The organism is Enterobacter cloacae complex sp. IR5418, from assembly GCF_049238105.1.
Classification (GTDB): domain Bacteria; phylum Pseudomonadota; class Gammaproteobacteria; order Enterobacterales; family Enterobacteriaceae; genus Enterobacter; species Enterobacter hormaechei.
In genome coordinates this window covers 1-19,662 of record NZ_JBMKHS010000007.1, presented here as the reverse complement: position 1 = coordinate 19,662, position 19,662 = coordinate 1, and the positions used below count along the sequence as shown (strand labels likewise).

The 19,662-nt window shown below is 59.0% G+C and carries 19 protein-coding genes; 7 read left to right on the top strand and 12 right to left on the bottom strand.

Translation table 11 applies throughout. From position 1 onward, the window contains the following. Positions 1–3: 3 nt before the first annotated feature. The 4 genes from sstT to ACOTX7_RS07690 form a co-directional block, all read right to left on the bottom strand. A complete protein-coding gene (gene sstT, locus ACOTX7_RS07705) occupies positions 4–1,245 on the bottom strand; it encodes a serine/threonine transporter SstT (RefSeq protein WP_006812067.1) in 1,242 nt (413 codons plus the stop codon). A gap of 210 nt (positions 1,246–1,455) precedes the next feature. Next, on the bottom strand, positions 1,456–2,421 hold the full coding sequence (locus tag ACOTX7_RS07700) for a TerC family protein (RefSeq protein ID WP_047355082.1): 966 nt from the start codon (positions 2,419–2,421) through the stop codon (positions 1,456–1,458). Positions 2,422–2,673: 252 nt separating this feature from the next. Continuing rightward, complete coding sequence (locus ACOTX7_RS07695) at positions 2,674–3,672, bottom strand: Gfo/Idh/MocA family protein (protein WP_047355083.1); 999 nt, start codon at positions 3,670–3,672, stop codon at positions 2,674–2,676. A gap of 70 nt (positions 3,673–3,742) precedes the next feature. Beyond that, complete coding sequence (locus ACOTX7_RS07690) at positions 3,743–4,246, bottom strand: M48 family metallopeptidase (RefSeq protein ID WP_006812064.1); 504 nt, start codon at positions 4,244–4,246, stop codon at positions 3,743–3,745. 83 nt (positions 4,247–4,329) lie between these two features. On the opposite strand from ACOTX7_RS07690, the gene rlmG reads away from it, so the two are divergent. Continuing rightward, positions 4,330–5,466 (top strand): 23S rRNA (guanine(1835)-N(2))-methyltransferase RlmG, encoded by a 1,137-nt coding sequence (rlmG, locus tag ACOTX7_RS07685; protein ID WP_006812063.1) that lies wholly within the window; start codon positions 4,330–4,332, stop codon positions 5,464–5,466. Between the two features lie 82 nt (positions 5,467–5,548). Here the strand turns inward: rlmG and ACOTX7_RS07680 are convergent, their stop codons facing one another. The 3 genes from ACOTX7_RS07680 to lsrR form a co-directional block, all read right to left on the bottom strand. Beyond that, positions 5,549–7,570 (bottom strand): NADPH-dependent 2,4-dienoyl-CoA reductase, encoded by a 2,022-nt coding sequence (locus ACOTX7_RS07680; protein WP_221813333.1) that lies wholly within the window; start codon positions 7,568–7,570, stop codon positions 5,549–5,551. Positions 7,571–7,739: 169 nt separating this feature from the next. Next, positions 7,740–9,371, bottom strand: coding sequence for an autoinducer-2 kinase (gene lsrK, locus ACOTX7_RS07675; protein WP_221813335.1), 1,632 nt, complete (start codon positions 9,369–9,371; stop codon positions 7,740–7,742). Positions 9,372–9,403: 32 nt separating this feature from the next. Further along, complete coding sequence (gene lsrR, locus ACOTX7_RS07670; protein WP_015571933.1) at positions 9,404–10,375, bottom strand: transcriptional regulator LsrR; 972 nt, start codon at positions 10,373–10,375, stop codon at positions 9,404–9,406. A gap of 215 nt (positions 10,376–10,590) precedes the next feature. On the opposite strand from lsrR, the gene lsrA reads away from it, so the two are divergent. The 6 genes from lsrA to lsrG are packed head-to-tail and all read left to right on the top strand — an operon-like array spanning position 10,591 to position 16,276. Then, positions 10,591–12,078, top strand: coding sequence for an autoinducer 2 ABC transporter ATP-binding protein LsrA (gene lsrA / locus ACOTX7_RS07665; protein ID WP_221257178.1), 1,488 nt, complete (start codon positions 10,591–10,593; stop codon positions 12,076–12,078). Then, the gene (lsrC, locus tag ACOTX7_RS07660; protein WP_221256501.1) at positions 12,075–13,106 is read left to right on the top strand and encodes an autoinducer 2 ABC transporter permease LsrC; all 1,032 of its coding nucleotides are present in this window, start codon (positions 12,075–12,077) and stop codon (positions 13,104–13,106) included. Before lsrA ends, lsrC begins: the two co-directional genes overlap by 4 nt. Beyond that, positions 13,107–14,084 carry an autoinducer 2 ABC transporter permease LsrD gene (gene lsrD / locus ACOTX7_RS07655; protein WP_047355091.1) on the top strand — a complete coding sequence of 326 codons (978 nt, stop codon included), beginning with the start codon at positions 13,107–13,109 and terminating at the stop codon, positions 14,082–14,084. A 1-nt stretch (position 14,085) separates the two neighbouring features. After that, a complete protein-coding gene (gene lsrB, locus ACOTX7_RS07650; protein ID WP_221256500.1) occupies positions 14,086–15,087 on the top strand; it encodes an autoinducer 2 ABC transporter substrate-binding protein LsrB in 1,002 nt (333 codons plus the stop codon). Between the two features lie 11 nt (positions 15,088–15,098). Further along, the gene (lsrF, locus tag ACOTX7_RS07645) at positions 15,099–15,986 is read left to right on the top strand and encodes a 3-hydroxy-5-phosphonooxypentane-2,4-dione thiolase (RefSeq protein ID WP_221256499.1); all 888 of its coding nucleotides are present in this window, start codon (positions 15,099–15,101) and stop codon (positions 15,984–15,986) included. After that, entirely contained in the window at positions 15,983–16,276 is a 294-nt protein-coding gene (gene lsrG, locus ACOTX7_RS07640; RefSeq protein WP_006812054.1) for a (4S)-4-hydroxy-5-phosphonooxypentane-2,3-dione isomerase, read from the top strand. The genes lsrF and lsrG overlap by 4 nt, the downstream gene beginning before the upstream one ends. A 169-nt stretch (positions 16,277–16,445) precedes the next feature. Here lsrG and ACOTX7_RS07635 read toward each other — a convergent pair whose 3' ends face one another. The 5 genes from ACOTX7_RS07635 to ACOTX7_RS07615 all read right to left on the bottom strand — a co-directional run bounded on the left by ACOTX7_RS07635 (position 16,446) and on the right by ACOTX7_RS07615 (position 19,346). Continuing rightward, a complete protein-coding gene (locus tag ACOTX7_RS07635; protein ID WP_221813337.1) occupies positions 16,446–16,733 on the bottom strand; it encodes a hypothetical protein in 288 nt (95 codons plus the stop codon). 213 nt (positions 16,734–16,946) lie between these two features. Next, positions 16,947–17,609 (bottom strand): fimbrial biogenesis chaperone, encoded by a 663-nt coding sequence (locus ACOTX7_RS07630; protein WP_313771845.1) that lies wholly within the window; start codon positions 17,607–17,609, stop codon positions 16,947–16,949. 85 nt (positions 17,610–17,694) lie between these two features. Further along, positions 17,695–18,210: a fimbrial protein gene (locus ACOTX7_RS07625; protein WP_221813344.1), complete on the bottom strand. Its 516-nt coding sequence runs from the start codon at positions 18,208–18,210 to the stop codon at positions 17,695–17,697. Beyond that, positions 18,210–18,749 carry a fimbrial protein gene (locus tag ACOTX7_RS07620; RefSeq protein WP_221813346.1) on the bottom strand — a complete coding sequence of 180 codons (540 nt, stop codon included), beginning with the start codon at positions 18,747–18,749 and terminating at the stop codon, positions 18,210–18,212. The genes ACOTX7_RS07625 and ACOTX7_RS07620 overlap by 1 nt, the downstream gene beginning before the upstream one ends. Before the next feature lie 15 nt (positions 18,750–18,764). Further along, the gene (locus tag ACOTX7_RS07615) at positions 18,765–19,346 is read right to left on the bottom strand and encodes a fimbrial protein (protein ID WP_221813348.1); all 582 of its coding nucleotides are present in this window, start codon (positions 19,344–19,346) and stop codon (positions 18,765–18,767) included. Positions 19,347–19,662 lie beyond the last annotated feature (316 nt).

Sequence of the window (19,662 nt, the reverse complement as noted above, 5' to 3'; positions counted from 1 at the left end):
GTTTTAACTGCGCAGGGCGTTCTTCGCTAACCGCGCGTCTTCCGCCTGACAGGCCGCTGCGGTAAACAGCACGTCGGTAGAAGAGTTCAGCGCGGTTTCGCAGGAATCCTGCAATACGCCGATAATGAAGCCCACGGCCACAACCTGCATGGCAATCTCGTTCGGGATACCGAACATGTTACAGGCCAGCGGGATCAGCAGCAGCGAACCACCCGCCACGCCAGAGGCGCCACAGGCACACAGCGATGCGACGATGCTCAGCAGCAGCGCGGTAGGCAGATCAACCGGAACACCCAGCGTATGTACGGCCGCCAGCGTCAGCACGGTGATGGTGATTGCCGCACCCGCCATGTTCACGGTTGCACCCAGTGGAATCGACACCGAATAGGTATCGCGATCCAGGTTCAGCTTCTCCGCCAGCGCCATGTTCACCGGAATGTTTGCCGCAGAGCTGCGGGTGAAGAAGGCGTACACGCCGCTCTCGCGCAGGCAGGTCAGCACCAGCGGGTACGGGTTGCGGCGGATCTGCCAGAACACCAGCAGCGGGTTGATCACCAGCGCCACCAGCAGCATACAGCCGACCAGCACGAACAGCAGCTGCGCATAGCCCCACAGCGCATCGAAACCGGTGGTGGCCAGCGTCGAAGAGACCAGACCAAAGATCCCGACTGGCGCAAAGCGAATCACCAGCTTCACCATAAAGGTGACGGCGTTCGACATATCGTTCACCAGGTTTTTCGTGGTCTCGTTACCATGGCGCAGCGCGAAGCCCAGACCAATCGCCCAGACCAGAATACCAATGTAGTTCGCGTTCATCAGCGCGGTGACAGGGTTAGAAACCATGCTCATCAGCAGACCGCGAAGCACTTCCACAATCCCGGACGGCGGGGTGATATCACCGGCGGCGCTGGTCAGGTGCAGCGTGGACGGGAACAGGAAGCTGAACACCACAGCCGTTAAGGCAGCAGAGAAGGTTCCCAGAAGATACAGGAACAGAATAGGACGAATGTTGGTTTTTTGTCCGTGCTGGTGGTTGGCAATTGATGCCATCACCAGCATCAGCACCAGTACCGGTGCAACGGCCTTCAGTGCGCCAACGAAAAGGGTACCGAGCAGTCCCGTCGCTTCCGCAGCGGGTTTTGACACCATCGCCAGCAGAATACCCAGTACCAACCCGACCAGAATTTGTTTTACAAGACTGCCCTGCGCCAGGCGCGCGAACAGACCGCGTGATTGTGTGCTCATACGTTATTCCTGAGTGAAATTGCGTTCCATCCTGGATGTGCTCTAAGTCACATTTTTGTCCGGATGTAAGTATTTGTTTGCCTGGTTGAGTATCAGGGAAAGCAGCGAAAGGCGGAAGAGTAAAATGCTGGATTTTACGTGTTGCGTCATGTTTTTTAACTATTGGTTAACGAAAGTGCCGGGTAGCGCAGCGCCACCCGGCAAAACGCACTAAACCTGCTGCTTTTTATCGTGCTGGCGGTTAACCCAGGTATTGATAATCAGCGTTACCAGCAGAATGCCAAACACCACGCCGAGCGAAATGGCGATCGGAATATGGTAGAAATCAACAATCAGCATCTTGATACCAATGAACACCAGAATCACCGACAGACCGTACTTCAGCATTGAGAAGCGCTCTGCCGCACCCGCCAGCAGGAAGTACATCGCACGCAGGCCCAGGATGGCGAACAGGTTTGAGGTCAGCACGATGAACGGGTCGGTGGTGACGGCGAAGATAGCCGGGATACTGTCCACTGCGAAAATCACGTCGCTCAGTTCAACAAGGATCAGCACCAGCAGCAGCGGGGTGGCGAACAGGAGACCGTTCTTACGCACGAAGAAATGCTCGCTCTCGATCTTGTCCGTCATGCGCAGATGACCCCGGATCCACTTCACCAGTGGCTTATCACCGATACCGGTATCGTCTTCTTTCGCCAGCGCCATTTTGACCCCGGTGAATAGCAGGAACGCACCAAACACGTACAGCAGCCATTCAAACTGAGTAATCAGCCAGCTGCCGGCGAAGATCATGATGGTACGCAGGACAATGGCACCCAGCACGCCATACACCAGTACGCGACGCTGAAGAGCCGCAGGCACGGCGAAATAGCTAAACAGCATCAGCCAGACGAAGACGTTATCAACCGCCAGCGCTTTTTCAATCAGATAGCCGGTGAGGAAGGCGAGTGCCTGAGGATCGGCCACCGCGCGGCCTTCGGTTGAGGCCAGATACCACCAGAAGGCGGCGCAGAAAAGGAGTGAGAGGGTAACCCATACCAGCGACCAGACGGCGGCTTGCTTGACGCTCATGCCGTGCTCGCCGCGACGACCCTGCAAAAAGAGGTCGATTGCCAGCATGATGAGCACGACAACCGCGAATCCGCCCCACAGCATTGGAGTGCCGACAGAATGCATACTATTTTCCTTACACATAAAAAAACAAAAACGGCTATGGTCAGAAGACGATAGCCGTTAGCTTTTTATGCATAGACCTCGCCTTCCGGCAAGGTCTCACTTACAACCACGAGGGTTGCCCGGCGACCGGATGCGGTTTTGCACGCATCGTAATGACGATCCACCGGCGAAGAAGTTACTCCCCTTTGCAGGTAACAAATTATGTCAGACCATCGGTTTCGTCAATGGTCTGCACGGTTTCATTACACAGCTTTACGCGACGGCTTCCACATTCACGCCGTCTGCGGGGAACACCACGCCAGTCTGTCGGCGGATCTCCGTTTGCAGCTTCGCGGTTGTGCGGCTGATCGCAAGCCCGGGGTGGTTCACTTCGTTGTCTTCTACCAGGCGGGCGAAGACCTCTGCCTCATAGAGCATAGTGTTAATATGCTGAGGCTGCGTCAGCTCCTGCGCTTTGCCGCCGCGCGGGACGATGCTTAGCTTCTGGCATTCGGAGATTTTTTCGATCACCAGCGAGCCGTCTTCGCCCTGAATTTCGCTTGGCAGTACGGAGTCACTGACCTTCGAGTGCTGCAACGTCACGCTGAAATCACCGTAGTCCAGCACCACAACGCCGTGTGCATCCACGCCGCTCTCCAGCAGGCTGGCGGTGGCCGTTACGCCGTGCGGTTCACCCCACAGGGCGACCGCAGAGGCCAGGCAGTAAAAACCGATATCCATAATCGAGCCATTCGAGAAGGCCGGGTTAAAGGTATTCGGGTTTTCGCCGTCCAGGTAGCGCTGGTAGCGCGAGGAATACTGGCAGTAGTTGATAAAGGCTTTACGCACTTTGCCAATTTTTGGCAGCGACTGCTGCAACAGCAGGAAGTTCGGCAGGCTGGCGGTTTTGAACGCTTCAAACAGCACCACCTGGTTTTCGCGGGCAAGCGCAATGGCGGCTTCTACTTCCTCAATGTTCGAAGCCAGCGGCTTCTCGCAGATCACATGCTTTTTGTGGCTGAGGAACAGCTTCGTTTGCGGGAAGTGCAGAGAATTCGGGCTGGCGATATAGACCGCGTCAATGGCGTCGCTTTGCGCCATCTCATCGAGCGAGGTGAACAGATGTTCAACCAGGTAGTCATTCGCAAAACTCTGCGCCTGCTCAAGGCTGCGGGAATAGACTGCGGTGAGCTTATATTTGCCGGTTTCGTGGGCGGCGTCGACGAACTGGCGCGTGATCCAGTTCGTACCGATGACTGCGAAACGTATCATAAACGTTTACGTACTCCGTAGCTGGGAACCTAATGCCACTGTAGCACGTCATCATGACATTTCGCGTGCGCTACTGCGCATTACTCTTTAACGATAAATGCGTCAGCCATAAACGGGTATCAAACTCCAGCTGGTGGTACTGCGGCTCCATATGGCAGCACAGGGAGTAGAACGCTTTGTCGTGCTCTTTCTCTTTCAGGTGGGCCAGCTCATGGACCACGATCATCCGCAGAAAGGCTTCCGGCGCGTTGCGAAAGACGGTCGCGACGCGGATTTCGGCCTTCGCCTTCAGCTTGCCGCCCTGCACGCGGGAGATGGCGGTGTGCAGGCCGAGCGCATTTTTCAGCACGTGGATCTTGTTGTCGTACATCACCTTATTGATCGGCGGCGCGCTCTTCAGATACCGGTTTTTCAGATCCTGCGTATACTGCCAGAGCGCCTTATCAGTGGTCACATCGTGCGTGTCGGGGTAGCGTTTTTCCAGCACCGCGCCGAGCTTTCCCCCGGCAATCAGGTCACGCACCTGGGAAAGTAATTGCTCCGGGTAGCCCTGGAGATAAGTCAGCTGGTTCATCAAAACCCCAAAATAGTGTGAAAACGGGTATACTCACGCACCCTTTTCAGGGATACGCCAAATTTTACCATTCAGGAGGGCCGATGAGCCACTTAGACAACGGTTTCCGTTCACTCAACCTTAAACGTTTCCCGGAAACGGACGACGTTAACCCGCTTCAGGCGTGGGAAGCGGCGGATGAATATCTGCTGCAACAGCTGGATGAGACTGAAATCAGCGGGCCGGTTCTGATCCTGAATGACGCGTTTGGCGCGCTGGGCTGCGCGCTGGCGGAACATGCGCCTTATAGTATCGGTGATTCTTACTTAAGCGAGCTGGCGACGCGTGAAAACCTGCGCCATAACGACATCGACGAGTCCAGCGTGAAGTTCCTCGACAGCACCGCGGACTACCCGCAGGCGCCGGGGGTGGTGCTGATCAAAGTGCCCAAAACCATGGCGCTGCTGGAGCAGCAATTGCGCGCGCTGCGTAAGGTCGTGACGCCGGATACCCGCATCATCGCGGGGGCCAAAGCGCGCGATATTCACACTTCGACGCTGGAATTGTTCGAGAAAGTGCTCGGCCCGACCACCACGACGCTGGCCTGGAAAAAAGCGCGCCTGATCAACTGCACCTTCAGCGCACCGGCGCTGGCCGACGCGCCAGAGACTCTGAGCTGGAAACTGGAAGGCACCGACTGGACCATCCACAACCACGCGAACGTCTTCTCCCGCACCGGTCTGGATATCGGGGCGCGTTTCTTTATGGAACATCTGCCGGAAAATCTGGAAGGTGAGATTGTCGATCTCGGCTGCGGTAACGGCGTGATTGGCCTGACGCTGCTGGCGAAGAACCCGGAAGCCAGCGTGGTGTTCAGCGACGAGTCACCGATGGCGGTGGCCTCCAGCCGTCTGAACGTGGAAACCAATATGCCGGACGCGCTGGATCGCTGCGAGTTTATGATCAACAACGCACTGTCCGGCGTAGAGCCTTTCCGCTTCAACGCCGTGTTCTGCAACCCGCCGTTCCACCAGAAGCACGCCCTGACGGATAACGTCGCGTGGGAGATGTTCCACCACGCGCGCCGCTGCCTGAAAATCAACGGCGAGCTGTACATCGTGGCGAACCGCCACCTGGACTACTTCCACAAGCTGAAGAAGATTTTCGGCAACTGCGTCACCATTGCGACGAACAACAAGTTTGTGGTGCTGAAATCGGTGAAGCTGGGGCGTCGTCGGTAAGATTGTTTTGCCTGGCGGCGCTGCGCTTGCACAGGCCTACGGTTTAGTAGGCCCGGTAAGCGCAGCGCCACCGGGCAATGCTCTAGATCTCCAGAGCTAATTTCGTCCCCTGCGCAATCGCCCGCCGCGCATCCAGCTCCATCGCCACATCGCACCCGCCAATCAAATGCACCGTTTTGCCCGCCTCGCGCAGCAGATCGGCCAGATCGCGCTTCGGCTCCTGCCCGGCGCACAAAATCACATGATCCACGTTCAGCAGCTGCGGCTCACCGCCGATCGTGACGTGCAGCCCCTGGTCGTCGATCTTCTGATAGCTCACCGCCGGGATCATCTTCACCCCGCGCGAGAGCAGGGTGGCGCGGTGGATCCAGCCCGTGGTTTTGCCCAGCCCTTCACCCGGCTTGCTGGCTTTACGCTGGAGCATCACGATCTGACGCGGGCTTTTCGGCAGCTGTGGCCCTTCCGGGCGTAAACCGCCGGACTGACTGAGACTGGTATCAATGCCCCATTCCACGCAGAACTCAGCGATGTTCTGGCTGGTGGCCTCGCCCGGCTGGCTTAAATACATTGCGGTATCAAAACCGATCCCGCCGCAGCCGATAATCGCCACCTTCTCGCCAACCGGTGCTTTGTCACGCAGCACGTCGAGATAGCTCAATACCTTCGGATGATCGATACCCTCGATCGCCGGGGTACGCGGGGCGATCCCACTCGCCAGGATCACCTCGTCGAAACAGACCAGATCCGTCGCGCTGACAAACTGGTTGAGCCGCAGATCGACGCCCGTCAGCTCGATCATCCGGCGGTAGTAGCGCAGCGTTTCGTAGAACTCCTCTTTGCCGGGGATCTGTCTGGCGATAGTAAACTGCCCACCGATTTCCGCCAGCGCATCAAACAGCGTCACGCTGTGCCCGCGCGAGGCGGCATTCACCGCAAACGCCAGCCCGGCGGGGCCAGCGCCCACCACGGCCAGGCGTTTTTTATTCACCGCCGGAACGACCGGCATTTTGGTTTCATGGCAGGCGCGTGGGTTAACGAGACAGGAAGTGACCTTGCCGACGAAGATCTGATCCAGACACGCCTGGTTACAGCCGATGCAGGTGTTGATCTCATCCGCACGGCCGCTTTGCGCTTTGGAGAGCAGTTCGGCATCCGCGAGGAATGGACGCGCCATCGACACCATATCGGCGTCGCCGCGCGAAATCACATCGTCCGCCACCTGCGGATCGTTAATGCGGTTGGTAGTCACCAGCGGAACGGAGACTTTGCCTTTCAGCTTCCGCGTCACCCAGCTGAACGCCGCGCGCGGCACCGGGGTGGCGATGGTCGGGATGCGCGCTTCATGCCAGCCGATGCCGGTGTTGATAATGGTGGCGCCAGCGGCTTCAATCGCCTGCGCCAGCTGAACGGTTTCGTCGAACGTGCCGCCGCCCTCCACCAGGTCGAGCATCGACAGGCGGAAGATGATAATAAAGTCCGCGCCCGCACGTTCGCGCACCGCGCGCACCACCTCCACGGCAAAGCGCATGCGGCGGGCATAGTCGCCGCCCCATTCGTCTTCGCGCTGGTTGGTGCGGGCGGCGAGGAATTCGTTGATCAGATAGCCTTCAGAGCCCATCACCTCGACGCCGTCGTAGCCCGCCTCACGCGCCAGCGCGGCGCAGCGGGCAAAATCGTCGATCAGCGCCAGGATCTCATCGTGGGTGAGGGCATGGGGCGTAAAGCGGTTAATCGGTGCCTGAAGGGCCGACGGCGCGACCAGGTTCGGCTGATAGCTGTAGCGCCCGGTATGCAGAATTTGCAGGGCGATCTTGCCGCCCTCGTTGTGAACCGCGTCGGTGACAATACGGTGGTGCGGCAGCTGTGACGCATCGTTCAGGACCGCGCCACCCTCCATCGTCACGCCCGTGGGCGCGGGCGCTACACCGCCGGTCACAATCAGCGCCACCCCGTGGCGTGCGCGTTCGGCATAGAAGGCCGCCAGACGTTCAGCCCCGTCCGGACGCTCCTCCAGACCGGTGTGCATCGAGCCCATTAACACGCGGTTTTTAAGGGTGGTGAACCCGAGATCGAGAGGGGCGAATAACGACGGGTAGCGGCTCATAGTCTCTTCCAGTGTAAAATTATTGTTATGTGGTCGGATGAGTTACTAATTTAGCCAGCGGCAGCGGAAAGGTAAAAGCGGGATCGAATGATTGTGATAGATCTCAAAGAACTTCGCCCCTCACCCTAACCCTCTCCCCGGAGGGGAGAGGGGACTGGCCGGTGCGGTCTTAACGTATTGGCTCGATCTGGTTTTCTCCCTCGCCCCTTTGGGGAGAGGGCCGGGGTGAGGGGGAGCGCGCTAACCCCGGCGCCTGCCACATCGACGTCGTCAGCCCGCTGTCCACCAGCCCAAGCTGGTCGGCGTACACCGCCTGCCACTTCTGCATCATGCCGTTGTACAGCTCGCGGTGCTCCGGGTTTGGCGTGAACTCGCGGCTCCACTTCACCAGCCGCTCGCCCGTCGAGGCCATATCTGCGAACAGCCCCGCGCCCGTTCCGGCGGCAATGGCGCAGCCGAGCGCCGTTGCCTCTTTCACTTCCGGTACGCGCACGGGCAGGCCGGTGACGTCGCTTAAAATCTGGCTCCACAGCGCGCCTTTCGCGCCGCCGCCCGCAAACACCAGGCTCTCAAAGGTCACGCCGGAGAAGCGCGAAATCTGCGCCAGATTGCAGGCCGAGACGATCGCCGCGTTCTCTTCAAGCGCGCGGAACAGCGTCGCTTTGTTGCACTTTTCCGGGTCGATGGAGAGGTTAATAAACGACGGCGCGGCGTGGTACCACTGTTTGAAATGCATCGCATCAGAGAAAATCGGCATCACGCCGTGGGAGCCAGCGGGCACGCGGCCCGCCATCTCTTCCAGAAGGGAGTAGGTGTCCATTCCCATTCGTTCGGCAATCAGCTTCTCTTCGGCGCAGAAGGCGTCGCGGAACCAGCGCATGGTCAGCCCGGTAAAGAAGCTGATTGACTCCGCCTGCGCCATGCCGGGGATCACGTGCGGGTTTACGCGGATATTCATTTCAGGGTCGGTGCGCACCTGCGGCAGGTTGACCACCTGCTGCCAGAAGGTGCCGCCCAGCACCGCCGTTTGTCCGGCGCGGACCACGCCCAGCCCCAGACACCCAAGCTGCACGTCGCCACCGCCCATCACCACCGGCGTGCCCTCGCCCAGGCCGCTTTGCTGCGCGGCCTCTTTCGTTACGGCGCCCAGCACGGTGCCGGTCTCTTTCACCGGGGAGAGAATATCGGCGCGCAATCCGGCCATGTCGAGCAGCGCCGGACGCCAGTCGCGTGAAAAGAGATCAAGCATGCCGGTCGTGCCCGCGTTCGACGGGTCAACCGCCAGCTCGCCGGAGAGCTTCGCCGCCAGCCAGTCGCTGATCATGGTGATGGTGGCGGCTTTACGATAAATATCCGGGCGATGATGCGCCAGCCACAGCAGGCGCGGCATGGCGCTCAGCGCCAGCGTCTGGCCGGAGACGTCATACACTTCGGATTCAAAACGGTAATCGTGGATCTCTTTGAGTTCGGCCACCTCGCGGCTGGCGCGGGCGTCGACGTTAGCGCAGGCCCAGATAGCCTCGCCGTTGCGGTCGTACAGTACGATCCCTTCGCGCATCGAGCAGCAGGCGACGGACTGAATGTCCGCCGCGCTCAGGCGCGCGCGTTCCAGCGCCTGATGAATACACTGGCAGGCCAGCCGCCAGTTAGTATCGAGGTCGAACTCCATCGACCCCGGTACGTTTTCCACGCTCAGGTGTTTCCACTCGGCCTGGCCCACGGCAATCTGGTTGCCCTGTAAATCGAAAATCACGGCGCGAACGCTGCCTGTCCCTGCATCTAACGCTAAAAGGTAACTCATGAGCTTGCCTCGTGTCAGGCGCAGGGCTGCTCTTATCCGGCCAGAGCCAGCACCGCGCGGGCTGTCGTCTCTTCCGTCACCAGGCCATTGATACGGCGACCTTTCAGTGCGGCATAAATCGCATCGGCTTTTTCTTCCCCTCCGGCCACGCCTACGATGGTGGGCAGTTGCGCCAGTTCATCGAGCGTGACGCCCAGTAATTCTTTGTGGATCTCCAGCTCCTCAACGCATTCCCCTTCGGCATTAAGGAAATAGCCGAGGATATCGCCCACCGCGCCTTTACGGGCGTACATCAGCTGTTCACCTTCGCTGATATAGCCGGAGCGCAGTATGGTCGCGTCACGGCGCTGATTTACCGAACCAATCCCGACCACCGCCACGTCAGCGGCCGTGGCGGCGAGGATCACGTCCCGCACGCTGGTTTCGCGTTTTAAGATCCCGGCGACTTCAGCGGATGAAACGCGAAGCGGGGCGGGGATCATGCTGACGCTACAGGCTGCATCCAGCTGGCCGATACCGGTCATATACGGCCCGACGCCGCCGGAGAGCGTCACCAGGCGGATCTGCTGCGAGCTGATAAAGCCGCTTAAGTGTTGCAGGCTGCTCATGGTGGTTTCACCGAAGCCCACCGCTAACAGCTGGCCGGGTTGCAGTACGCCCATCAGCGACTGCGCCGCGCCAATGCCTAACCGCACGTTCATCGGCGGCGTATTCAGGGCGGGCATCACGCGCACCAGCTTCAGGCCAAAGCGCTGTTGTAGCTCGGTTTCCAGCGCCAGACAGCCTTCATAGCGGGAGTTGATCTGCACGCGGATCACCCCTGACTGGCGGCCCTTCTCCAGCAGGCGGGAGATCTTCAGACGCGGCAGCCCGAGCCGTTCGCCGATGTCGTTCTGGGTCAGCCCGTCGTGGTAGTAGCACCAGGCCACGCGCGCCACCAGCTCCTCTTCCGCCAGTGCCAGCCCGGCAAACCGTCCTTCTTCCGCAGTGCGTTTATCGCTCATAATTGAACTCTTATAAAAATTTAGATCATATGTTCGTGATGGCGCGACGTGAAAATGTGAGCCACGCGGCAAAACGGATCTTTTCGATCGTTTCTGGTTTATCTGAATCTCAATCGATAAAACTGTGATCCCTGCACGGTTGTAAATATAGTTCACCGTCTACGCTTTTGAACATTATTAAATCTAAAAATCATTTGTTCAATAGCGGAGCGATGATGACCCCACTTCTCGACGCGCGGAATATCAGCAAGCAGTTCTCAGGCGTGCCGGTTTTAAAAGGCATTGATTTCACGCTGCTTGCGGGGCAGGTGCACGCGCTGATGGGCGGTAACGGCGCGGGAAAATCGACGCTGATGAAGATCATCGCCGGGGTGGAAACGCCGGACAGCGGTGAACTTTCGGTTGCCGGTGAGTCTTTTGCACGGCTTACCCCCGCGCAGGCGCACCGGTTAGGCATTTATCTGGTGCCGCAGGAGCCGCTGCTTTTCCCCAACCTGACGGTGCGGGAAAACATCCTGTTTCGTCTGCCGCGAGAGCGCGATCGGGAAAAACGCCTGACGGAGAAACTCCGGCAGCTGCAATGCCAGCTTAACCTCGATGCCGCCGCCAGCACCCTGGAGGTGGCGGATCAGCAGATGGTGGAGATCCTGCGTGGGCTGATGCGCAACGCCAGAATTTTGATCCTCGATGAACCCACGGCCTCGCTGACGCCCGGTGAGACCGAGCGCCTGTTCCGCCAGATCCGCGCTTTGCAAGATCTCGGCGTCGGGATTGTTTTTATCTCGCACAAGCTGCCGGAGATTCGCATGCTTTCGAGCCACGTCTCGGTGATGCGCGACGGCGCGGTGGTGCTCAGCGGCGAAACCGCGCAGTTTGACGATAACGCCCTGATCGCCGCCATGACGCCGGTCAGCCGGGAAACTTCCCTGAGCGATACACAAAAGCTGTGGCTGGCGCTGCCGGGCAATCGCCGCACCCAGGCGCAGGACTTTCCCGTGCTGCGCGTGGAAGCGCTCACCGGGGAGGGCTTTATCGATCTCAGCCTGGAGATCTACGCCGGGGAGATCGTCGGTCTGGCCGGGCTGGTGGGATCCGGGCGTACCGAGTTTGCCGAAACGCTCTACGGCCTGCGTCCGGTACGCGGCGGGCGGGTGTGGCTGGAGAGCCAGGAGATCACCGCCGATCCGGTCAGTTCACGTCTGGAAAAAGGGCTGGTCTATCTGCCGGAAGACAGGCAGGTGTCCGGCCTGTTTCTCGACGCGCCGATCCGCTGGAACACCGTGGCGCTGAACGAGCCGTCGCTCTGGCAGCAGCGCAAGCGGGAGTCTGCGGTTGTCGAGCGCTATCACCGGGCGCTGGGGATCAAGCTCAACCATGCGGATCAAACCGTGCGCACGCTCTCCGGCGGCAATCAGCAGAAGGTACTGCTGGCCCGCTGTCTGGAGGCGAATCCTTTGTTGCTGATCGTCGATGAGCCGACGCGCGGCGTGGATGTGTCGGCGCGCGCCGATATTTATCAACTGCTGAAAAGCGTGGCGGCGCAGAACGTGGCGGTATTGATGATCTCAAGCGATCTTGATGAGTTTCCCGGCCTCGCGGACCGCGTGCTGGTGATGCATCAGGGCGTACTCAGCGGCGAACTGCCGCGCCACGCCGTCAGCCTTGACCGGATGATGGCGCTGGCGTTTGGAGGGCAATCATGAAGATCTTACTGAAAAACCGCGAGTTGAGCGCGTTTCTGGCGATCCTCGCCCTGTTCGCCGTGCTGGTGGCGCTGAACCCGTCCTACTTCAGCCTGCAAACGCTGGGGATGATTTTCGCCAGCGCGCAGATCCTGATTTTGCTGGCAACCGGCGCTGCGCTGGTGATGCTGACCCGTAATATCGACGTCTCAGTTGGCTCCATCGTCGGGCTGTCTGCCATCGCCGTCGGCGTGGCGCTCAATAGTGGCTACAGCCTGCCCGTTTCAATCCTCTTCGCGCTGTCGACTGGCGCGCTGGCCGGAGCGTTCAACGGGTTTCTGGTGGTGGGCCTGCGCATTCCGGCGATTGTCGCCACCCTCGGCACGCTGGGGCTGTACCGCGGGGCGATGCTGCTCTGGACCGGCGGAAAGTGGATTGAGGGGCTGCCGCCGGGGCTGAAATCCCTCTCTGAGCCAGCGGCCGTCGGCATTTCGCCGCTCGGCATGCTGGTGTTGATTATCGCGGCCACAGGCGCGTGGACGCTGTCGCGCACCGCCTTTGGGCGGGATTTTTATGCTGTAGGGGATAACCTCGCCGCCGCGCGGCAGCTGGGCGTGGCGGTGAACCGCACCCGTATGCTCGCCTTTACCCTCAACGGCATGCTGGCGGCCTGCGCCGGGATTGTCTTTGCCGCGCAGATTGGCTTTGTGCCCAACCAGACCGGCAGCGGGCTGGAGATGAAGGCCATCGCCGCCTGCGTGCTCGGCGGTATTTCGCTGCTTGGCGGCACCGGCACGCTGGTCGGCGCCTTCCTCGGCGCGTTCTTCCTCACCCAAATCGACACCGTGCTGGTGCTGTTCAGGCTGCCGGCCTGGTGGAACGACTTTATCGCCGGGCTGGTGCTGCTGGGCGTGCTGGTGCTCGACGGGCGTCTGCGTCAGGCGCTCTCAAAACATCAGCGAGCGCTGAAATACAGCCGCTTCCAGCCGGGTAACAAAGGGGGAAAGCACGTTACCCCGTTTCCAGAAAGCAAAAAAGAGGTGGCGTAAATGAGGCTTAACTGGGAAAGCGCGCTGCTCATTTTACTGGTGCTGGAGATCCTGCTCTTTGGTGCCCTCAACCCGCGCATGCTCGACATCAACATGCTGCTGTTCAGCACCAGCGACTTCATCTGCATCGGCATTGTGGCGCTGCCGCTCACGCTTGTGATTATCAGCGGCGGGATCGATATCTCCCTCGGCTCGACCATCGGCCTGTGCGCCATCGCGCTGGGGGTGATGATGCAGGCCGGGTGGCCGATGGCGGTGGCTATTCCGCTGACGCTGCTGCTGGGACTGCTGTGCGGGCTGCTGAATGCGGCGCTGATCCACTACACCGGCATTAGCCCGCTGGTGATCACCCTCGGTACGCTCTACCTCTACGGCGGCGGGGCGCTGCTGCTCTCCGGCATGGCGGGGGCGACGGGCTACGAGGGCATCGGCGGCTTCCCGGACAGCTTTACCGCCTTCGCTAACCTCACGGTGGTGGGCCTGCCGATCCCGCTGGTGCTGTTCACGGTGATTACGTTTTTCTTCTGGCTGATTACCCATCGCGGGCGCTTTGGCCGTCATCTGTTTTTGATTGGGCAAAACCCACGCGCGGCGCGCTATGCGGCGCTGTCGGTGAACGGCATGCCCTACGCGCTGTACGGCCTGGTGGGCGTGGCCTCGGCGATTGCCGCGCTGGTGATGGTCTCTTATTTCGGTTCCGCGCGCTCGGATCTGGGGCGCGATCTGCTGATGCCTGCGCTTACCGCCGCCGTGCTCGGCGGGGCCAATATCTACGGCGGGTCAGGTTCGGTTGTCGGTACGGCGCTGGCGGCGCTGCTGGTGGGCTACCTGCAACAGGGGTTACAGATGGTCGGCATCCCCAACCAGGTGTCGAGCGCGCTGTCAGGGGCGCTGCTGGTTGTGGTGGTGATGGGGCGTTCGTTGAGTCTGCACCGCGAATGGGTGCGATCTCTCTTCAGAAAACTATCCGGAGCGTAAGATGAAAACAAAACTGCTCGTTCTGGCAATGGCCCTCAGCTTCGCTTCGGCGCAGGCGGCGGATCGCATTGCCTTTATCCCGAAGCTGGTGGGCGTGGGCTTCTTCACCAGCGGCGGCAACGGCGCGAAAGAGGCGGGGAAAGATCTTGGCGTGGACGTCACCTACGACGGCCCGACCGAGCCGAGCGTCTCCGGCCAGGTGCAGCTCATCAATAACTTCGTCAACCAGGGCTATAACGCCATCATCGTCTCCGCCGTGTCGCCGGATGGCCTCTGCCCGGCGCTGAAGCGCGCGATGCAGCGCGGCGTGAAGGTTCTGACCTGGGATTCCGACACCAAACCGGAGTGCCGCAGCATCTACATCAACCAGGGTACGCCGGAACAGCTGGGCGGCCTGCTGGTGGAGATGGCAGGCAAGCAGGTCAACAAACCGAATGCCAAAGTGGCGTTCTTCTACTCCAGCCCGACCGTCACCGATCAGAACCAGTGGGTGAAAGAGGCGAAGGCCAAAATCGAGAAAGATCACCCCCAGTGGCAGATCGTCACCACCCAGTTTGGCTATAACGACGCCACCAAATCCCTGCAAACCGCCGAGGGGATCTTAAAGGCGTATCCTGATCTGGATGCGATTATCGCCCCGGATGCCAACGCGCTGCCTGCGGCGGCGCAGGCGGCGGAGAATCTGAAGCGGGAAGGGGTGGCGATTGTCGGCTTCAGCACGCCGAACGTGATGCGTCCGTACGTTGAGCGCGGCACGGTGAAAGCCTTCGGCCTGTGGGATGTCGTACAACAGGGCAAAATTGCGGTCAATGTCGCCGATCGTCTGCTGAAAAAAGGCGATCTTAACGTGGGCGACAGCGTGGATGTAAAAGACATTGGCGCGCTGAAGGTCGAGCCGAACAGCGTGCAGGGCTACCAGTATGAGGCGAAGGGCAACGGCATCGTCCTGCTGCCGGAGCGCGTGGTGTTCACCAAAGAGAACATCAATAAATACGATTTCTGACGGGGGAGCAAATGGCTGATTTAGACGACATCAAAGACGGCAAGGATTTTGGCATCGGCACGCCGCAGCAGAATGTGCCTTACACCCTGAAGGGCTGCGGCTCGCTGGACTGGGGCATGCAGTCCAGGCTTGCGCGCATCTTCAACCCGCAGAGCAGCCGCACGGTGATGCTGGCCTTTGACCACGGCTACTTTCAGGGGCCGACCACCGGCCTGGAGCGTATCGACCTCTCCATCGCGCCGCTGTTTGGCGAAACCGACGTGCTGATGTGTACCCGCGGTATTCTCAGGAGCCAGGTGCCCGCCGCGACGAACAAACCGGTGGTGCTGCGCGCCTCGGGGGGTAACTCGATTCTGGGCGAGCTGTCGAACGAGTGCGTGGCGGTGGCGATGGAGGATGCCCTGCGCCTGAACGTCTGCGCGGTGGCGGCGCAGGTGTACATTGGCAGCGAGTTTGAGCATCAGTCAATCAACAACATCATCAAGCTGGTGGACGCGGGCGCGCGCTACGGTATGCCGACGCTGGCGGTGACGGGCGTAGGGAAAGAGATGGCGCGTGACGCGCGTTATTTCTCGCTTGCCAGCCGAATTGCCGCCGAAATGGGGGCGCAGTTCGTCAAAACCTACTACGTGGACGAGGGCTTTGAAAAAGTGACCGCCAGTTGTCCGGTGCCGATCGTCATCGCCGGGGGCAAAAAGCTGCCGGAGCACGAGGCGCTGGAGATGTGCTGGCGGGCGATCGACCAGGGGGCATCGGGCGTGGACATGGGGCGCAATATTTTCCAGTCCAGCGCGCCGCTCGCCATGCTGAAGGCGGTGAAAAAAGTGGTACACGAGAACATGAGCGCCCGCGAGGCGTTCCAGTTCTGGCAGGAAGAGAAACAGGGAGAAGCAAAATGAACGTGACGTTAGTGGAGATCAACATCAAGCCCGAGCGGGTGGACGAGTTTCTGGAGGTGTTTCGCGCCAACCACGAGGGGGCGATCAGGGAGCCGGGAAACCTGCGCTTTGACGTGTTGCAGGATCCCAGGGTGAAAACCCGGTTCTTTATTTATGAGGCCTACAAAGACGAAGAGGCGGTGCTGGCGCACAAGCAAACCCCGCACTATCTGGCCTGCGTGGATAAGCTTGAGGAGCTGATGTCAGAGCCGCGCAAAAAACGCTGTTTTGTGGGGCTGTTGCCGGAGTAGCGGCTTTGCCCGGTGGCGCTAACGCTTACCGGGCCTACGGGTACTAAAGTGTTACCCATGTTTCCGGTTCATACCGAAGCGCCACCCGGCATTTTCAGGCCAGCGCTGAGGGGGGAACCTCCGCCAGTATGACATTGCCGGAGGTATAGGTTTATGCGCAGCAGGAAAGTCAGTCGTAATCGATCTGTATCTGTTCCAGCAGGCTGTCGCTGTCGAGATAACGCGTGGTCACCGTGGCGTTATTCGCCGTCAGTGACAGGGTGCGGGCGCTGGCTGTCTGGTAGTGGGTCGTGATGTGATTACGTTCGCAGGTAATCTCCTGCGTTCCCGTCCTGTTCCAGCAGCCCGCCTCAACAACAGCGCCGATAAAGCGGATTTTACCCGTATGCCCGGCGTGGCAAAATGAGGCAGAAACGGCGAACAGCGCCAGAGCGGCGCAGGTTTTTTTGGGATCCATGTTTAACACTCCTGTGTTTGTCCTTGAGAATATCCTGATTACGCCGAAAAAATTGCATGGCTAATCATTAGCCGTCAATGCTTATATTCGCCGGACAAAAAAAAGCTCACGCCTGAGTCGGAACGTGAGCAAACGACGAGCCAATAGAGAGTTAGAGAAGGAAGCCAGTGTCTCCCGGGCAGGGACGGGGGGCGGTCTGGCAGCGCCCCGGCGCTATTGCCCTTTCTGCAACGTAGCGTTCACATTAACGTGCAGCGGCGGCATCACGGCCCCGTAGTCATCAATGGTCTGCCATTGCAGGGCGCACTCACCGCTGGCCGGGCACCAGGGCTGGGTACGCGAAGAGAAGGGGGCGACCATCCCGGCATCGGGTCGCCGTGTGCCGTTTACCGTTAAGTTGAAGAGGGTGACATAATAAGGCGTGGGATTTTTAACGGTCACGTTACTGCCGGTGTGCGACCAGCTCAGCTGCCGGTAGGCATCTGCGGAGCGACCCGGTATCCCTTCAGGGCGATAAAACAATTTAATCCGGTTGCGTACGGCAATTTGCAGCGTATTGTCGCGAGCTTTTTCTTTCGTGCCCGGTATCCCGGTCACCGACAGCCAGAACACACTTTCCCTGTCCTTCGGTAAATTCCCCGCCGTGTACATAATACGCACCACGTTCTCCCGGCCCGCTTTCAGCGGAAAGAGCGGCGGCGTGGCGATAAAAGGCACATCAGTCGGCGGCGTCAACCCGGTGGTGCCGAGGGTATTTTTGCCATCCTCGCTGATGATTTTACTCTGCACCAGATAAGGGTTTTGCGAGGTATTTTTCACCTGAAAAGTAATGCTGGCATCCTTGCTGTTGTAAATAAAGCGTGTTCCGCCGATCACCAGTCCGGCCTGGACAGCAGTACAGGGGATGGCCGTTATAACAAGCAAGGAGAATGTGCAAAATCGTTTTCTGGTCATTAAGGGATCACTGATAAGTCAACGTAAACGTCGCCGTCGCATTCGCTGCACCCGCAGTAATCTGCGGTTGCGTCGATTGATACTGGGCATAGAAAGTCAGGTGATTATTTTCCTGCGCTGGATTAAGCGCATAGACGCGGCTGGCGCTATTGAGCGGCAGCGCCGTGTGTTTATCGTCCTGAATGGCGATGGCAATGCCCGAAGCCGCGGCAGCAGCGCTGTCCACGGCGAGCAGAGCGCTGTCGGTTTTATCCGTGGTGCCGGAAAAATTCACCGTCACGCCCGTTGTCGCGGAACCGCATTTTTGCAAATTAATCCCAAAGGCGACGGGAAGCGAAACCTGGCCCACCTGCGTAAACTGGCGTGCCGAAATGTCGCCTAGCGCAACCTGCTGATCGACGGAATCAGGTGCCACCGTACAACTGGAGTTCTCAATGACACCGCCAATATTGACGGTGCCACCCGCCGCACAGGCTGCGGTCATTCCACTTGCGTAGAGAAAAAGCATCATTAATGATTTCATTATTGATAATCCACATCGAAATACATGATGGATGAGGCATTGCCTGCCGTAACCGGAATTTTGGTCGCTTTATAACGCAGCAGGAAATTGAGCGTATTATCCCCGGCGTTTAACGGCAGCTGATTACTCTGCGTATTAATGGGAACAGTGACGTTATCTTTAGTGAGAATTTCTATGCCGACACCGCTGGCCATTCCCCCTGCGCCGCCGGTATCGGAGAGCGCCAGCAACTGGTTATTATCGCGGTCTGCCGTACCGGTAAACGTCACTTTCGCGCCGATGATATTTTCGGAACACCCCGTTAATTTAATATCCAGCGGCGCGGTGGCAGAGGTTGCACCTACGTTAGCAAAAGCGTTACTGGCGAACTCACCAATATAAACATCCGGGTTTTGGCTGGTGGTATCGATATCACAGGTCGAAGGCAATACCGTGCCGCTGATGTTCATTGTCCAGGTGCCAATCTGCGTCTCGGCGCGGCCAGGCGATGCCGCCAGCATTAGCCCCAGCAAGGGCAGAGTGAAAACATAACACTTCATTTATCTCTCTCCAGCTCAGGGAATGGTAACGGCGATAGTTTCGATGGCGGTATATTCCCCCGGCTTCGGTGGTTTACCGGTTATTGCCGTTGGCACATAGGTAAAGGGCACATCGACCTGACCATTATGTAAAATCGCTAAGACTTTGCCGCTGTTAGCGGACACGGTATTGCCCCTGCCATCCAGAATTCGCACCCCGACATCCGGGTTACTGGTAACGATGTCATCCCCGGAGACTTTATTGGTGGTGACATGCAGATCGATGGTGGCAGATTGGCTACCGCCCAGGCATTTAATGGTCATCGGCTGTGTGGTGCCGGTACCTACCTTGCCGCCAGTACCCGCTTTGCTGTATTCGCCAGCGTAGGTATTCGGTAAAACCACCACCGAGCTTGAGGCCAGCTGGCAGGAGGCGGGAATGCTTACCGTACCGGACAGATAGACTTTGGTTAGCGGTGCGCCGCCAATTTTTTTGCCGTTATAATTCGCGGTAGTAATAAATATCGTGCCAACCAGAACGTTATTTAAGGTGATATTTCTGGCCTGGGCGGAATCGGATATTTTCAGCTGCGCCCCGGCGTACTTCCACGGTTGCAAGGCGCCTTCCATTGTTCCCTTGGCTGGCCACTTACCACCCGTATTGCCAATAGCAAAACAGCCGCCGTAATCGAGGGTGGTGAGATTTCCATCAGAGGCGTATGCACCGCCGGTTATTCCGGGCGCCAGAACGGCTGATGTACTGCCACCAATATATTGGGCATCGGTTCCACATATTGCTAAATAATTTGTGGGCGCGGGGCAGCTGTAAGTTTCCTCCGCATTTCCACTCCAGAATGTGACCGATTTGGGTGTTTCATGACTTTGTTGAATAAATCGAACTTTTGCTGAGTTGAAGGATCAGATCACGCATCTT

Bases quoted from the DNA above. Each gene is read 5' to 3' on its own strand.
- lsrC (WP_221256501.1), top strand. From the start codon at position 12,075: ATGAAGATCTTACTGAAAAACCGCGAGTTGAGCGCGTTTCTGGCGATC.
- lsrF (WP_221256499.1), top strand. From the start codon at position 15,099: ATGGCTGATTTAGACGACATCAAAGACGGCAAGGATTTTGGCATCGGC.
- ACOTX7_RS07695 (WP_047355083.1), bottom strand. From the start codon at position 3,672: ATGATACGTTTCGCAGTCATCGGTACGAACTGGATCACGCGCCAGTTC.
- ACOTX7_RS07680 (WP_221813333.1), bottom strand. From the start codon at position 7,570: ATGAGCCGCTACCCGTCGTTATTCGCCCCTCTCGATCTCGGGTTCACC.
- ACOTX7_RS07690 (WP_006812064.1), bottom strand. From the start codon at position 4,246: ATGAACCAGCTGACTTATCTCCAGGGCTACCCGGAGCAATTACTTTCC.
- ACOTX7_RS07635 (WP_221813337.1), bottom strand. From the start codon at position 16,733: ATGGATCCCAAAAAAACCTGCGCCGCTCTGGCGCTGTTCGCCGTTTCT.
- ACOTX7_RS07625 (WP_221813344.1), bottom strand. From the start codon at position 18,210: ATGAAATCATTAATGATGCTTTTTCTCTACGCAAGTGGAATGACCGCA.
- lsrA (WP_221257178.1), top strand. From the start codon at position 10,591: ATGACCCCACTTCTCGACGCGCGGAATATCAGCAAGCAGTTCTCAGGC.
- lsrD (WP_047355091.1), top strand. From the start codon at position 13,107: ATGAGGCTTAACTGGGAAAGCGCGCTGCTCATTTTACTGGTGCTGGAG.
- ACOTX7_RS07700 (WP_047355082.1), bottom strand. From the start codon at position 2,421: ATGCATTCTGTCGGCACTCCAATGCTGTGGGGCGGATTCGCGGTTGTC.
- lsrR (WP_015571933.1), bottom strand. From the start codon at position 10,375: ATGAGCGATAAACGCACTGCGGAAGAAGGACGGTTTGCCGGGCTGGCA.
- ACOTX7_RS07620 (WP_221813346.1), bottom strand. From the start codon at position 18,749: ATGAAGTGTTATGTTTTCACTCTGCCCTTGCTGGGGCTAATGCTGGCG.
- lsrB (WP_221256500.1), top strand. From the start codon at position 14,086: ATGAAAACAAAACTGCTCGTTCTGGCAATGGCCCTCAGCTTCGCTTCG.
- rlmG (WP_006812063.1), top strand. From the start codon at position 4,330: ATGAGCCACTTAGACAACGGTTTCCGTTCACTCAACCTTAAACGTTTC.
- sstT (WP_006812067.1), bottom strand. From the start codon at position 1,245: ATGAGCACACAATCACGCGGTCTGTTCGCGCGCCTGGCGCAGGGCAGT.
- lsrK (WP_221813335.1), bottom strand. From the start codon at position 9,371: ATGAGTTACCTTTTAGCGTTAGATGCAGGGACAGGCAGCGTTCGCGCC.
- lsrG (WP_006812054.1), top strand. From the start codon at position 15,983: ATGAACGTGACGTTAGTGGAGATCAACATCAAGCCCGAGCGGGTGGAC.